Below are 13276 nucleotides of genomic sequence, written 5' to 3'. Positions count from 1 at the left end.
GACGGACGCGCCGAGGGTGTCGACCAGGGCCGCCAGGGGGCCGAAGATGGCGGGGAAGATTCCGTCCCACATTGCCTGCAGCTGGGTGAGGTCGAACTGGGGCATCGGTCACTCTCCTTCTATTCAAGGACGGCGCGCGGCTGTTCCGCAGGCACCGCATTCCTATTGTCACAGGATCCAGGCACGCGTGCCCGTTTGCAACCCCGGCGCCGTGGCAGACTGCCTCCGATGCCCCACCACCACGCCCGCCGATCCCTCGCCGCCGCATTCGTGGTGGCCACCCTGACCACGGTCGGCTGCTCGACCGGCGCGTCCGGGAAGGAGGAAACGGCTGTGGGGTCGGACACCCCGGCCACGTCGAGCTCCTCGCCCTCGCCCTCGCCATCGACCGGGTCGCCGTCGACCGGGCCGACGGCGTTGTCGTCGTCGACCCCGTCGCCACGTCCTTCGTCGCCCGCACCGGCCCCCGCCACTCCGCCGTTCGTCGCGTCGGCGACCTGGGGCGACTCCGACTACGGCGTCACCCTTCGCGTGGCGCCGACACCCTCGGCGCTCCGGGCGACCGGCGCCGCCGACGCGGCCACGGCCTGGGCCGAGGTGCTGCGCCTGGCCCCCGACGCCGACACCCCCGGCATGCGCGAGCAGTTCGACTGCCACTGGACCTGGGCGCGGCTGCTCGAGCCGGACAAGCCCACGTGGAACCTCGAACCGTGGCGGCCGGACGTGACGGCTGACGTGATGCTGCTGGAGGGCTGCAACCCGGGAGGGCCGGAGGTATGACGACGACGAGGTCCACGCACACCAGCGCCGGCGGGGACGGGGCGGCCCTGGCCCGCGATCTCCGGGGCGACGGGGCCCCGGTGGTGCAGCTGCACGGACTGTCCTCGAGTCGGCGCCGCGATGAACTGCGGGGCCTGGACCTCACGGCGGGCCGGGAGGGACTGCGCGTCCTGCGTTATGACGCGCGCGGCCATGGCCGGTCGCCCGGATCGCCCGATCCGGCCGCGTACACGTGGCCCGCGCTCGCCGGGGACCTGCTGGGACTGCTCGACGAGGTCTTCCCCGGCCGCGCGGTGCACGGGGTGGGCACCTCGATGGGGACGGCGACCCTGCTCACGGCCGCCGTGGCCGAGCCGGCGCGGTTCGCCTCGCTCACGCTAGGGATCCCGCCGACCGCGTGGGAGTGGCGCGCGGAACAGTCGAAGCTCTACGAACTGGGCGCGCGGCAGGTGGCGCGGTGGGGCGTGGCCCGGTGGGCGGAGCTGACGCACCGGCCGCCCACCTCGCCGGCGATCGACCCGGACCGCCCGTTCCTGCCGCCGGATGTGGCGGACGAGTGGCTGCCGGCGGCGTTCCGGGGCGCGGCGGCCTCCGATCTTCCGTCGCGGGACGAGGTGGCGCGGCTGACGATGCCGGTCCTGTTGCCGGCCTGGCCGGACGACGCCTCGCACCCGCTGGAGGTGGCCGCCGAGCTGGCGGGGCTGCTACCCGATGCACGGCTCGAGGTCGCGCGCTCCCCGGTGGAGGTCGAGGTGTGGCCGCGGGCGGTGTCGGCGTTCATCGGGGGCCTCACTGACGAGACCGGAGCAGCCCCGCCTCGGTAGCACGGGTGGCCACCGCGGCGCGGCTGCGGGCGCCGAGCCTGGTGATGATGCGGCTGACGCGGTCCTTGACCGTGTGCACGCTCAGGTGGACCCGGTCGGAGATCTCCTGGTTGGAGTAGCCGTCGGCGATCAGCGCGATGATCTCCAGGTCGTCCTGCAGACCCATCACTCGCGCCGTCTCGAGCTGGAGCGAGCTCTCCACGGCGTCGAGCGCCTGCTCCGTCCGGCCCGGGTCACCGCCGGCGCGGCCGACCATGAGGTTGAGGCGCCGGTAGACCTCGAGCGCGGCGCGCTGCTGCTCCTCGAGGAGTTTCAGGCGCCTGGTCTTGGTGGCCAGGTTCGCCTGGAGTCGCCGCAGCTCGGTCATGTCCCGGCCGACGCCCTGCCGGCCGACCAGCCGACCGTCGCGGTAGATGTTCCCGGCGTGGATCTCCAGGTCGCGGAGCTGGCCGTCCGGCTGCAGGATCCGCGTCTCGAAGTAGCGTCCCGGGTCGGCGCTGGCCATCCCCAGTCGGAAGTGTTCGACCGTCTCCGCGAGGGCGTCGGGGTCGATGACCTTGGAGAAGTGCTCGCCGATCAGATCCGCGACGTCCCAGCCGAAGATCCGCTCGCCGGCGGGGTTGATGTAGGTGAACCTGCCGTCGGTGTCGACGGCGTAGACGACATCCGCCAGGCGGGCCAGGAGGTCCCGGTAGTCGAGGGACGGATCGTCGTGCATCAGCCCAGGCTACGGCAGCGTGCGTGTCCGGCCCGGCCCGCCGGGGTCGGCACCCGTTCGGGTGCTCTTCCACGACCTCCGGGGGTGTCACCGCGCCCGCGCGGTGGCCGAGAATGTGAGCCAGCCGACACTGCGACCACCCCGACGAGCCCCAGGAAGCCACCGTGACCTCCACCGCCACCCCGTCCGTCTCCGCGATCGCCACCCGCCTGGCGGAGTCGGGCACCCTCGCCGACCTGTTCCTCGCGACGGCCGCCGCCCACCCGGGCGCGGTCGCGCTCCGCTCCCACGAGACGGGAGCCGAGGTCACGTACGTACAGGCCCGGGCGCGGGTCGGGGCGATCGCCGGCACGCTCCGCGAGCTGGGTGTGGCCCCGGGCGAGCCGGTCGCCCTGATGCTGCGCAACCGGCCGGAGTTCCACCTCGTGGACACCGCCGTGATGATGCTCGGCGCCGTGCCGTTCAGCCTCTACAACACGTCGGCGCCGGATCAGCTCGCCTACGTCCTGGCGGACGCCGGTGTGAAGACCATCGTGACCGAGTCGGCGTTCGTCGAGGTCCTCGAGGCCGCACGGGGCTCCGCCCCGGCGGTGGAGCGGCTCGTCCTGGTGGACGAGAACCCGGACGACCACGACGACCTGCTGGACGAGTTGGCCGCCGAGGAGACCGCTTTCGACTTCTCCTGCGCCGAGGCGATCCGCCCTGACGACCTGCTGACGCTCATCTACACCTCCGGCACCACGGGACCGCAGAAGGGCGTCGAGCTCACCCACGAGGGCATGCTCACGCAGCTTCGCGGGGTCCATGCCGCGGTCCCGCTGCCGGGACACGGGCGCCAGATCTCGTTCCTGCCCGCGGCCCACGTGGCCGATCGCTGGACCTCGCACTACTCCGGCTTCATGGCCTACGCCAACACGGTGACGTGCGTGGCCGACATGGCGGAGCTGCCGGCCGCGCTCGCGGCCACGCGCCCGACCCTGTTCGGCGCCGTCCCGCGGGTGTGGGAGAAGCTCAAGGCCGCGCTCGAGACGGGCTACCCGGGTGACGCGGTGGCCGACTCCGTCGCGAACCCGCAGGTAGCCGAGGCGCTGCGGGCCAAGATCGGACTCGACGAGGCCCGCTGGGTCGTGACCGGGGCGGCCCCGACCCCTCGCGGCGTGCTGGAGTTCTTCACCGCCCTCGGTCTCCCGCTGTGCGAGATGCTGGGGATGTCCGAGGTCTCGTGCTGCGTGGCCACCAACACCCCGGACGCCATCAAGCTCGGGAGCGTCGGAAAACCGCTCGACACCGTCGAGGTCCGGATCGCCGAGGACGGCGAGGTGGCGGTGCGCGGCCCGCAGGTCATGCGCGGGTACCGCGGTGCGCCGGAGAAGACCGCCGAGGCGATCGACGGCGACGGGTGGCTCCACACGGGCGATATCGGCCGGCTCGACGAGGACGGCTACCTGTGGATCGTCGACCGCAAGAAGGAGCTGATCATCAACGCGGCCGGCAAGAACATGTCCCCGGCCAACATCGAGATGGCCATCCGCTCGGCGGGCAACGCGATCTCCCACGTAGCCGTGATCGGCGATCAGCGTCCCTACAACGTCGCCCTGATCGTGGCGGATCCGCAGCGGGCGGGCGACCCGGATCTCGAGGAGATGATCGGGGCGCAGGTCGATCGTGCCAACGCCACGCTGTCCCGGGTCGAACAGATCAAGAAGTTCACGGTGCTGCGGCAGGACTGGCGTCCCGGGCACGAGCTCACGCCCACGATGAAGCTGCGGCGCCGGGTGGTCGACGATCTCTACGCGGCGGAGATCGAGCAACTCTTCGCCTGAGCGCGCCCCCCCGCCCTCCGGTGGCGCGCCATCGCGGCGCATCCACACAATGGGGCCATGCGTGAGAAGCAGCGAACGATCATCGACGCCCTGAGGGTCCGGCCCGAGATCGACCCGGCCGCCGAGATCGAGCGGCGGATCCGGTTCCTGGTCGATTACCTGCACGCGAGTGGGGCCCGCGGCTATGTGCTCGGCATCTCCGGCGGCGTCGACTCCACTCTCGCCGCGCGCCTGGCACAGCTGGCCGTGGAGCGCGTGCGCGCCGACGGCGGCGCGGCACGGTTCGTCGGTATGCGCCTGCCCTACAAGGTGCAGCACGACGAGGCCGACGCGGCCGCCGCCGTCGAGTTCATCGGCGCCGACGAGGTGCTCACCGTCAACGTGGCGCCCGGCGTGGACGCCCTCGACGCCGAGATCGCCCGGGCGACGGGCGCGGAGCTGACGGACTTCACCAAGGGCAACGCCAAGACCCGCCACCGGATGGTCGCCCAGTACGCGCTGGCCGGCGACCGGGGGCTGCTGGTGATCGGCGCGGACCACGCGGCCGAGAACGTCACCGCGTTCTTCACCAAGTTCGGTGACGGCGCCGCGGACGTCCTGCCGCTGTCCGGCCTGGACAAGCGCCAGTGCCGAGCGCTACTCCGGCACCTCGACGCCCCGCGCCAGCTGTGGGCCAAGGTCCCCACCGCCGACCTGCTCGATGAGAACGTCGGGCAGACCGACGAGGACGAGCTGGGCCTGCGTTACGACGACATCGACGACTACCTCGAGGGCCGCGACGTCCCGGACGCGGCGGCCGAGCGCATCGAGGCGGCGTGGGACCGGGGCCGCCACAAGCGCACCATGCCGGTCTCGGTGTCCGACACGTGGTGGCGCCCCGGGCCGCCGACGGCGCTCGCGGTGATCGACATGCAGAACTCGTATTTCGAGTTCCCGGACCTGGCGAAGGTGCGCGACGGGCTGGTCGCGCGCGTCAACGAGCTCATCGCCGCCGCCCACGGCGCCGGCCGGCCCGTGGTGTTGGTGCGGACCGAGCACGCCCGTGACGGTTCCACGTGGACCCTCAACATGTGCGACGACGACGAGGGGTTCGCTTTCCCGGGAACGGAGCAGGCCCAATTCCTGGACGGTCTGGACACCGGCGGGCATGTGGAGGTGGTCAAGACCCGCGACAGCGCGTTCTTCAAGACCTCGCTCGCCGCCGAGTTGGCCCGGCTGGGGGTGGACCACCTGCTGCTGTGCGGGGTCTCGACGCACAGCTGCGTGGCACAGACCGCGATCGACGGGTTCGCGGAGAACGTCCACATCGCGGTGGCGCGCGACGCCATCGCCTCGGATGACGCCGCGCTGTCCGCCGCGCTGCTGGAGTTCCTGTCGGACCAGATGCGCCAACCGATCATCGATCAGTCGGCGGCCCTGGAGCTGCTCCGGACCGGCGACTGGCCGGACTAACTCGCCTCGGCCGGCCGCTTCTCCGTGCCGTCGGGGTAGCGGGCGAAGCGCGTCTGGCCGTGCGGGTGGACCGGTCCGTTGCTCGGCAGGTCCCACTGCCCGAACACCCCGGCGCGGTACTCGTCCATCGCGGCGATGATGTCCTCGCGGGTGTTGCCGACGAACGGCCCCTGCTGGACGACGGGCGCGCCGATGGGCCGGGCCTGGAGGATGAGGAACGCGGCGCCGTCGTCTCCGGCGGTCACCGTGACCGGCTCCGGTGCGAGGACCGCGGCGTCATAGCCGATCTCCTGCCCGTCGACGGTGACCCCGCCGCCGTAGTTGTAGAGCACCCGCCCGGCCGAGGCGTCGAAGGCGGGGAGCTCGGTGCTCACGCCGGGGTCGAGAGTGACGATCCAGATGGCCAGGTGGTTCTCCGGGCGGGCGGCCCACGAGTTCGGTGGTGGGTCGAGCGCGCGTACGCCGTCGAGTTCGCCGGCGATCACGCGGAACCGCGCGGCGGCGCCCTCCTCGCCGCGCACGACGATCGGGGTCTCCTCGGCCCAGAACATGTCGAAGTGCGGCTCGGCCGCCTTGTCCTCGGGGGCGAGGTTGAGCCAGATCTGGAAAAGCTCGAGCGGGTTGGGGGCGTCGTCGTTGAGCAGCGGCATCATCTCCGAATGGGAGATGCCGGCCCCGGCGGTGAGCCACTGGGTGTCGCCGTGGCCGAAGCGCGCGGCGGCGCCGAGCGAGTCGGAGTGGTCGACGATGCCGTCGAGCACCACGGTGACGGTCTCGAAGCCGCGGTGCGGATGCTGGGGGAAGCCCGGAACGGTGTCTCCGTGGTACATGGACCAGCCGTCCTTGCCGGAGAAGTCCTGGCCGATCGACCGCCCCTCGAGCGAAGTGGCGGGACGCATGGTGGTGCCGTCGGCGGCAGGGAACTCGTCCCGGTGGTGGGCGGTGAACAGGAACGGGTCGATGCCCGGCCACTGGGCCCCGAGCGGTACGACCTGACGGATGGCGGACATGGGCTCCTCCTATGGCGGGACAATTTTGCTGTCACATCATCCAACTGGCGGCGGGCCGGTGTTATTCCGCGGGCCGCCCGTCAGACTCCAGCCTGGCCTGCGCACGCTCCTGCAGCCACCGGCGCACGAGGAACGCCACCACCAGGACGCCGATCGCCGCCACCACGGCGTTGGAGAACCAGTCGGCCACCGCCTCGATCCGATGCCACTGACCACCGAGCAGGTAGCCACCCACCACGAAGATCGAGTTCCAGATCAGACTGCCGGCGAGGGTCAGCGCCAGGAACAGCGGGAAATTCATGCGTGCCACCCCGGCCGGGATGGAGATGAGGCTGCGCACCACCGGCACCATGCGACCGAAGAACACCGACGCGGCGCCGTGCCGGTGAAACCATCCCTCGGCCTTGTCGAAGTCCTCGACCTTCATCAGCGGGACGCGCCCGAAGATCGCGCGCACGCGGTCGGCCCCGAGCCAGAAGCCCAGGGCATAGGCGAGGATCGCCCCGAGCACCGAGCCGAGGGTGGTCCAGAAGATCGCCCCGGCGAGAGTGAAGGTCCCCTGCGCGGCGCTGAACCCGGCCAGCGGGAGGATGACCTCGCTGGGAATGGGCGGGAAGACGTTCTCCAGCCCCACGATGATGGACGCACCCGGGCCACCGAGCGCGTCCATCAGGCCCACGGCCCAGCCGGCGATGCCGCCGAGTTCGCCCTCGGCCGCGAGGACCGACGACGGGGAACCGGGAACGGGTATCAGCCCCGCGCCACCACGCCGGTGACGGGGATACGACCGTCGACCGCCTGGCGGAAGTTGAGGACCGCCCGGTTGAGGTGGAAGTCGTTGGTCACCACCACGGCGCCGGTGGTGCCGCGCTCACGGAAGATCTGGTCGGTGAACTGGGCGTTCTGCACCGTCGAGTTGGAGTTGCCCTCCTCGGTGATGCGCCACGGGGCGATGCCGGCACCGCGCAGCCAGTCGCCCATCGCGCGCGCCTCGGTGAGACCGTTCTTCGGCACGCCGCCGGTGACGATGATCCGCGAGGTCGGGTACTGGGAGGCGAGCCGGAAGCCCGTACGCAGCCGCTCCTCGAGAATCGGCGGGATATGGCCCTCGGGGCTCAGGCCCGCGCCGAGGATGACGATGTCGGTGGTGAACGGGTTGATCGTGAGCACCGCGGGATCATCTGTGCCGAAATTGTCGAGATCGCCGCACGACGGCAGTAGCGCCTGGTCCACGACCTGGCACCCCAGCATCACGGCGCCGTTGTACAACGCGGTGGTCGACGGCATCTCCGCCGACCCGGCCGAGGCGGTGCCGGCCCCCAAGCTCATCGCCATGGCCGCGGTCGCGGCGACTGCAGCGATACGCTTTTGTGTCTTTCCCACGAATTCGGTCCTCTCCCAAGCAAAGTTGTGACCCATCGGTTATCGGCGCTGGCAGCCGAGGCGTTACCTTCGAACTCGGATCGATCACGAATGCGCGCGTAACGTGCACGTCATGACGGAAGGATACGACAAAGTAACGGCTGTACAACACCTCCGCCGGGCAGATTTTCTGCTTAGCGCCCATATCGATTCTGTCGGCCCCTGCACCCTCAACCCACCCCCGGATGCGGGAACCCACATGCTTTTCGACCGTTTGGCGTCGTCGATCCTGTCCCAGCAACTGTCGGTCAAGGCCGCCGCGACGATCGCCGGACGCCTCCGCGACCGCGCCAGCACCACAGGCCACACTAGCCCCACCGGTGCCCGCCCGCTCCTCGCCCCGGACCTTGTTGCCGCCCTGTCCGACGAGGAGCTGCGCGCGTGCGGGATCTCGCGGCCGAAGGTAGCTGCCCTTCGAGACCTCGCCGACGCGGTCCGGTCGGGACGGATCCCCACCCTCGAGGTGCTTCGCGGATATGACGACGACGACGTCATCAGCGCCCTGACCGCCGTCCGCGGGATAGGCCGCTGGACCGCCGAGATGCAGTTGATCTTCCTGCTGGACAGACCCGACGTCTTTCCCCTGGCCGATGTGGGGGTCCGCCGCGGCTTCGAACGGGTGCTGGGCCTCGAGGCCAAGGCCACGCCCGCCCAGATGGCCGAGCACGCACAGGCCTGGGCGCCGTACCGGTCGGTCGCGTCCTGGTATCTGTGGCGCGCGGTGGACCAGACCGGGGAATCCGCCCCTCCGGCCTGACGCAGACCCCGCCGCCGGCGAAGGGCCCCTGACCTGCAGTGCCCTGCTCACCCTCTCCAGGGCACCCCAGGTCAGGACCGGGAGGGCCCCGCGCCGACGGTCCACGTCCTAGTCTCGTCCCATGACCACGTCCGCCGAGGGGCCCACGCCCGAGCCGGAGAACCAGCCAGCACTGCCGGCGGAGCGCTGGGCCCGCATGCGCGCGGCGGCGACCCGGGTGGCCACGGGAGCCTACGACGCCAACCGGCACCCGGCGTCGGTCGAGATGGCGCGGCGGGTCCGGCGGGTGCTGCCCGGGGACTCGGGATTCGGGGACCCGCTCTCGGCGGCGGGACGCGACGGCGCCGGCACTATCGCGCGGATCGCCGGCCGACTGTTCGACGAGCGCCCCACGGCCACACGCGAGGTGACGCTCGGCGGCCTGCAGCTGTGGCACGCGCTGCGGGAGCGGGCGGGCCGAGGGGTCGGCGAGCACGAGGTGACGATCGTGTTCACCGACCTGGTGGGGTTCTCGAACTGGGCGATGCACGCCGGCGACGAGGAGGCCCTGCGACTGCTGCGGCGGGTCGCGGCCGCCACCGAGCCCGAGGTCGTGGCGAACCGCGGGGCCGTGGTCAAGCGGCTGGGCGACGGGATGATGGCCGTGTTCCCGTCCCCGCAGCTCGCGCTCGACGCGGTCGCCGCGTGTCTGGACGGAGTGGCCCGGATCGAGGTCGGCGGCTGGCGGCCACGGCTGCGGGTGGGGGTCCACACCGGGCATCCGCGGCGGATCGGCGACGACTACCTGGGCATGGACGTCAACATCGCCGCGCGCCTCGGCGAGAAGGCCGGAGCGGGAGAGATCCTCATCAGCGAGGCGACGCGCGCGGGCCTGGATCCGGCGCGGGTGGCGACCCGCCCCAAGCGGACGTTTCGGCTCGGCGGGGTCAAGGGAGTGCCTGACGACGTGGTGGTCCACGTGGCGACTCCCCACCGACGCTGAGGCCCGCCGTGCGGTAGAACGGACTCATGGCAACCACCGCATTCAAGGGCAACCCCGTCTCCACGTCCGGCGAGCTTCCCGCCGTCGGCTCGACCGCGCCGGCCTTCGACCTGGTCGGCTCCGACCTGTCGGCCGTCACCTCCGAGTCGCTGGCCGGCAAGAAGGTCGTGCTCAACATCTTCCCGAGCGTCGACACCGGCGTGTGCGCGACCTCCGTCCGCACCTTCAACGAGAAGGCCGCCGGCCTGGAGAACACCGCCGTGGTCTGCGTGTCCGCCGACCTGCCGTTCGCCGCCGCGCGCTTCTGCGCCGCCGAGGGCATCGAGAACGTCTCCACGGGCTCGACCTTCCGCAGCACCTTCTCCACCGACTACGGCGTCAAGATGATCGACGGCCCGCTGGCCGGCCTCAACGCCCGCTCGGTCGTCGTGCTCGACGCCGCCGGCAAGGTCCTCTACACCCAGCTCGTCGACGAGATCACCACCGAGCCGGACTACGACGCCGCGCTCGCCGCCCTGAACTGACACACACGACCGCGGCCCGCCCCCTGCACAGGGGGCGGGCCGCTGTCATGCTCACGGCTCAGCGCTCATGCGGCGCGTCGCGCTCTCGAGCTGATCGAACACGGTCGCGATCTCCCGGGTGCGGCGCTCGGCCGGCGCCACGCCGTCGTCGTCGAACTCGGCGAACGTGCTCAGCGAGACCTGCTGGCGCACGCCGAACATGCGGAAGTTGGCGACGATCTGGCGCCAGTGCTCGACCGCCCGGACGCCGCCCTCGGCGCCGTAGGACACGAAGGCCACGGCCTTGTCGGCCCACTCGCCCCCGAGCGAGTCGAAGGCGTTCTTCAGCCCGCCCGGCACGCTGTGGTTGTACTCGGGGGTGACAAAGACGAAGCCGTCGTAGGAGTCAATCGCGGCGCTCCAGCGGGTCACGCGCTCGTCGTCGTACTGCTTGTTCGCCGCGCCCGGCACGGTGGCCGAGGTGAGCAGCGGGACGTCGAAGGTCTTGAGGTCGACCAGCTCGTAGGTCACGCCCTCGCGCGAAGCGGCCTGCTCGGCCACCCACCGCGCGACGGACTCGCCGGCGCGCCCCTCACGGATGCTGCCCAGGATGATGCCGATCTTCACGTCTGGTCCCCTCTCGTCGGTAGGTCCGGCCGACCCTACCGCTGCCCGTAGACGGTGACCGATGCCACCGCGCACACGCGACCGCGCTCGTCGAGCGTGCTGGCCCGCGCGATGCCCCAGCTCCGGCCGTCGTGCACGACCTCCGCGCGCACGGTGACCGGCTCGACCAGGGGGACCTGCCGGATGTAGTGGACCTCGAGCGACGACGAGCTGACCTCGCGCTGGTGCGGGAACACGGCCGCGCCCGCGATCTCCGCGACCGCCGCGAACACTCCCCCGTGCAGATTGCCCAGCGGGTTGGCCAGCGCGGGCTCCGGGGCGATCACGGCCTCCACCGCGCGGGTGCCGCCCGGGCCGTCATCGCGCTCGTCGAGTGTCAGGCACAGCACCTCCGGCAGCGTTCCCGGCGCGAGCAGGGAGGGCCACGGGGGCTCGTCGTCGAACTCGTCCGGGTCGACGCCGATCGAGAACTCCATGGACTTGACCAGTGCGGCGGCGACCACCTCGTCGTCGTCGTCGACGATCTCACCGCGCGTGGTGAGGACACGGCTGTCCCCGCCCAGGTGGTCCGTGCGCACGCCCAGGCCGGTCGAGCCCTCGCGCGGCGGCGAGACGAGGTCGATGCGCAGCTCGGTGGTGACCGTCCACATCCCGCTCGGCCGGCGGCGGTGGTTCTCGGCGCCGAGCCCCGAGTCGACCAGGACCGCCAGTCCGCCCGTGGCGAAGCGTCCGCCGGGGCCGATGAACTGGTCGCCGACCGGCTGGTGCCAGGTGATGGATCCGTCCCCGGCCTCGTCGAAGGTCACGCCCAGGCGCGGCTCGGGGCCTCTGTACTGCGATTCTCTCACCCCGCGACGCTAACACGCGTTCTAGTTTCCGCCGGGCACGCACAATGGGACCGTGCCCCTGAACCGCGACGTCCTCACCACTCCCCACCGGTGGCCCATCCGCGTCGCGACCACCGTGATCGCCACCGCGATCGTCATGCTCGTGCTGGCCGCCGCGGCCGGCGGCGCGTGGCTGATGCTGCGCTCGGCCGTGCACAGCACGATCGACACCCTGAACCGCAACCGCGCCGTCGAGGTGGCCGGGCAGCTCGCCACCCGCGGGCCGCAGGCCTCGCTCGAGATCGTCGCCGAGCCGCTCGCGGGCGTCGACATGGTGCGCATCATCACCCCCGACGAGACGATCCTCGCCGGTCAGGTCATGCACGGGCTGGAGAACGTCCCCGTGCTGACCGCGCCGGCGGCGGGGGAACTGGTCCGGCACCGGTTCCGCGCGCCGAACGGCGACGACGTGCGGGTCACCTCCGTCGGCGTCGACGTGCGCGGGACCACGTTCGTCGTGCAGGTCGGCGCCGGTACCGACCGCTACGACTCCCTGCTCGACACCGGCGCGGTCCTGTTCCTGTCGTTCGTGCCGGTCGCGGGCCTGGCCACCGCGGTGTTCGTCCACTACGCGATGGGCCGCGTGCTGCGCCCGGTCGAGGCGATCCGCTCACGGGTCGCCGAGATCTCCACGTCCGGCCACGGCGAGCGGGTCCCGGTGCCGGAGGCCGAGGACGAGATCGCCCGCCTCGCCGAGACCATGAACGCCATGCTCGCCCGCCTGGATTCCGCCCGCACCGCGCAGGTGGCGTTCATCGGCGACGCCTCCCACGAGCTGCGCAGCCCGCTGTCCACGCTGTCGACGATGCTCGAGCTGTCCTCCACCTCGGGCACGCCGGTCGACGTCGAGACCGTCGACGAACTGTTGCTGCCCGAGGTCGCGCGGATGCGCTCGATGGTCGAGGACCTGCTGCTGCTCGCCAAGAACGACGAGTACGGGATGCCGCTGCGCCGCGACGACGTGGACCTCGACGACATCGTGCTCTCCGAGGGCACGCGGGCGCGGGGTCTGGGCACGGCGGCCGGCGCGGGCCTGCAGGTGGCGGTGTCGGTGGAGCCGGCGCGCCTGTGCGGTGACCCCGACGCGCTGCAGCGCGTGGTGCGCAACCTGGTCGACAACGCGCGCCGGCACGCGCGCGAGCGGATGTCGCTGGGGCTCACCGTCGACCGGTCGGTCGCCGGGTCGCCGCGCGCCGTGATCGTGGTCGACGACGACGGCGACGGCGTTCCCGCGGACCAGCGACATTCGGTGTTCGATCGCTTCGCCCGCCTCGATGCCGACCGCGCGCGTGGCAAGGGCGGTTCGGGGTTGGGTCTGGCGATCGTCGCGGAGATCACGCGTTCCCACGGCGGCAGCGTGCGGGTCGAGGACGCGCCCGACGGCGGTGCCCGGTTCGTGGTGGAGCTGCCGGTCGAGGAACTCGGGGAGTTCGGGGACTAGCTGTAATGACCACGGACGTTGTGTCGCAGGTCGGCATGGCGGGCTGACAT

The 13276-nt window shown here is 71.7% G+C and carries 14 protein-coding genes and 1 pseudogene; 9 read left to right on the top strand and 6 right to left on the bottom strand.

What is annotated here, in order from left to right; genetic code table 11:
- Positions 1 to 228: 228 nt before the first annotated feature.
- Together ACWGLC_RS15790 and ACWGLC_RS15785 are read left to right on the top strand one after the other, a co-directional pair.
- Positions 229 to 780, top strand: a complete 552-nt coding sequence (locus ACWGLC_RS15790) for a DUF2599 domain-containing protein (RefSeq protein ID WP_452100774.1) — start codon at positions 229 to 231, stop codon at positions 778 to 780.
- A complete protein-coding gene (locus ACWGLC_RS15785) occupies positions 777 to 1604 on the top strand; it encodes an alpha/beta fold hydrolase (RefSeq protein ID WP_452100773.1) in 828 nt (275 codons plus the stop codon). Before ACWGLC_RS15790 ends, ACWGLC_RS15785 begins: the two co-directional genes overlap by 4 nt.
- Here the strand turns inward: ACWGLC_RS15785 and ACWGLC_RS15780 are convergent.
- Positions 1570 to 2322, bottom strand: coding sequence for a PAS domain S-box protein (locus ACWGLC_RS15780; protein WP_452100772.1), 753 nt, complete (start codon positions 2320 to 2322; stop codon positions 1570 to 1572). The two genes, ACWGLC_RS15785 and ACWGLC_RS15780, sit on opposite strands and share 35 nt — an antisense overlap.
- A gap of 164 nt (positions 2323 to 2486) precedes the next feature.
- Here ACWGLC_RS15780 and ACWGLC_RS15775 point away from each other — a divergent pair, with 164 nt between their 5' ends.
- The 3 genes and pseudogenes from ACWGLC_RS15775 (at position 2487) to ACWGLC_RS15765 (ending at position 5597) form a co-directional block, all read left to right on the top strand.
- Positions 2487 to 4145: an AMP-dependent synthetase/ligase gene (locus ACWGLC_RS15775; protein ID WP_452100771.1), complete on the top strand. Its 1659-nt coding sequence runs from the start codon at positions 2487 to 2489 to the stop codon at positions 4143 to 4145.
- Positions 4146 to 4202: 57 nt separating this feature from the next.
- Positions 4203 to 5021: pseudogene (gene nadE, locus ACWGLC_RS15770) on the top strand (ammonia-dependent NAD(+) synthetase); the annotation flags it as partial.
- Positions 5001 to 5597, top strand: coding sequence for a cysteine hydrolase family protein (locus ACWGLC_RS15765; RefSeq protein ID WP_452100803.1), 597 nt, complete (start codon positions 5001 to 5003; stop codon positions 5595 to 5597). The pseudogene nadE and the gene ACWGLC_RS15765, both read left to right, overlap by 21 nt.
- Here ACWGLC_RS15765 and ACWGLC_RS15760 read toward each other — a convergent pair.
- From ACWGLC_RS15760 to ACWGLC_RS15750, 3 genes are all read right to left on the bottom strand, one after another.
- The gene (locus ACWGLC_RS15760; RefSeq protein ID WP_452100770.1) at positions 5594 to 6607 is read right to left on the bottom strand and encodes a pirin family protein; all 1014 of its coding nucleotides are present in this window, start codon (positions 6605 to 6607) and stop codon (positions 5594 to 5596) included. The two genes, ACWGLC_RS15765 and ACWGLC_RS15760, sit on opposite strands and share 4 nt — an antisense overlap.
- A gap of 61 nt (positions 6608 to 6668) precedes the next feature.
- Positions 6669 to 7277: a DedA family protein gene (locus ACWGLC_RS15755; RefSeq protein WP_452100769.1), complete on the bottom strand. Its 609-nt coding sequence runs from the start codon at positions 7275 to 7277 to the stop codon at positions 6669 to 6671.
- 80 nt (positions 7278 to 7357) lie between these two features.
- Positions 7358 to 7990, bottom strand: coding sequence for a YdcF family protein (locus tag ACWGLC_RS15750; protein WP_452100768.1), 633 nt, complete (start codon positions 7988 to 7990; stop codon positions 7358 to 7360).
- Between the two features lie 238 nt (positions 7991 to 8228).
- Here ACWGLC_RS15750 and ACWGLC_RS15745 point away from each other — a divergent pair, with 238 nt between their 5' ends.
- The 3 genes from ACWGLC_RS15745 to tpx all read left to right on the top strand — a co-directional run bounded on the left by ACWGLC_RS15745 (position 8229) and on the right by tpx (position 10292).
- Positions 8229 to 8786 (top strand): DNA-3-methyladenine glycosylase family protein, encoded by a 558-nt coding sequence (locus ACWGLC_RS15745; RefSeq protein ID WP_452100767.1) that lies wholly within the window; start codon positions 8229 to 8231, stop codon positions 8784 to 8786.
- Between the two features lie 121 nt (positions 8787 to 8907).
- A complete protein-coding gene (locus ACWGLC_RS15740; protein ID WP_452100766.1) occupies positions 8908 to 9768 on the top strand; it encodes an adenylate/guanylate cyclase domain-containing protein in 861 nt (286 codons plus the stop codon).
- 26 nt (positions 9769 to 9794) lie between these two features.
- Positions 9795 to 10292, top strand: coding sequence for a thiol peroxidase (tpx, locus tag ACWGLC_RS15735; protein WP_452100765.1), 498 nt, complete (start codon positions 9795 to 9797; stop codon positions 10290 to 10292).
- A gap of 51 nt (positions 10293 to 10343) precedes the next feature.
- On the opposite strand, the gene ACWGLC_RS15730 is transcribed toward tpx, so the two are convergent.
- Together ACWGLC_RS15730 and ACWGLC_RS15725 are read right to left on the bottom strand one after the other, a co-directional pair.
- The gene (locus tag ACWGLC_RS15730) at positions 10344 to 10898 is read right to left on the bottom strand and encodes an NADPH-dependent FMN reductase (protein WP_452100764.1); all 555 of its coding nucleotides are present in this window, start codon (positions 10896 to 10898) and stop codon (positions 10344 to 10346) included.
- A 35-nt stretch (positions 10899 to 10933) separates the two neighbouring features.
- Positions 10934 to 11746, bottom strand: coding sequence for a PaaI family thioesterase (locus tag ACWGLC_RS15725; RefSeq protein WP_452100763.1), 813 nt, complete (start codon positions 11744 to 11746; stop codon positions 10934 to 10936).
- A 52-nt stretch (positions 11747 to 11798) separates the two neighbouring features.
- Between ACWGLC_RS15725 and ACWGLC_RS15720 the strand changes: the two genes are divergently transcribed.
- The gene (locus ACWGLC_RS15720; RefSeq protein ID WP_452100762.1) at positions 11799 to 13226 is read left to right on the top strand and encodes a sensor histidine kinase; all 1428 of its coding nucleotides are present in this window, start codon (positions 11799 to 11801) and stop codon (positions 13224 to 13226) included.
- Positions 13227 to 13276 lie beyond the last annotated feature (50 nt).

The sequence above is a fragment of the Dietzia sp. NPDC055877 genome, assembly GCF_053615975.1.
The sequence above is the reverse complement of the archived record's forward strand: the minus strand, read 5'-3'. Positions and strand labels throughout refer to the sequence as shown.

Bases quoted from the DNA above. Each gene is read 5' to 3' on its own strand.
- ACWGLC_RS15760 (WP_452100770.1), bottom strand. From the start codon at position 6,607: ATGTCCGCCATCCGTCAGGTCGTACCGCTCGGGGCCCAGTGGCCGGGC.
- ACWGLC_RS15780 (WP_452100772.1), bottom strand. From the start codon at position 2,322: ATGCACGACGATCCGTCCCTCGACTACCGGGACCTCCTGGCCCGCCTG.
- tpx (WP_452100765.1), top strand. From the start codon at position 9,795: ATGGCAACCACCGCATTCAAGGGCAACCCCGTCTCCACGTCCGGCGAG.
- ACWGLC_RS15790 (WP_452100774.1), top strand. From the start codon at position 229: ATGCCCCACCACCACGCCCGCCGATCCCTCGCCGCCGCATTCGTGGTG.
- ACWGLC_RS15745 (WP_452100767.1), top strand. From the start codon at position 8,229: ATGCTTTTCGACCGTTTGGCGTCGTCGATCCTGTCCCAGCAACTGTCG.
- ACWGLC_RS15740 (WP_452100766.1), top strand. From the start codon at position 8,908: ATGACCACGTCCGCCGAGGGGCCCACGCCCGAGCCGGAGAACCAGCCA.
- ACWGLC_RS15785 (WP_452100773.1), top strand. From the start codon at position 777: ATGACGACGACGAGGTCCACGCACACCAGCGCCGGCGGGGACGGGGCG.
- ACWGLC_RS15755 (WP_452100769.1), bottom strand. From the start codon at position 7,277: ATGGACGCGCTCGGTGGCCCGGGTGCGTCCATCATCGTGGGGCTGGAG.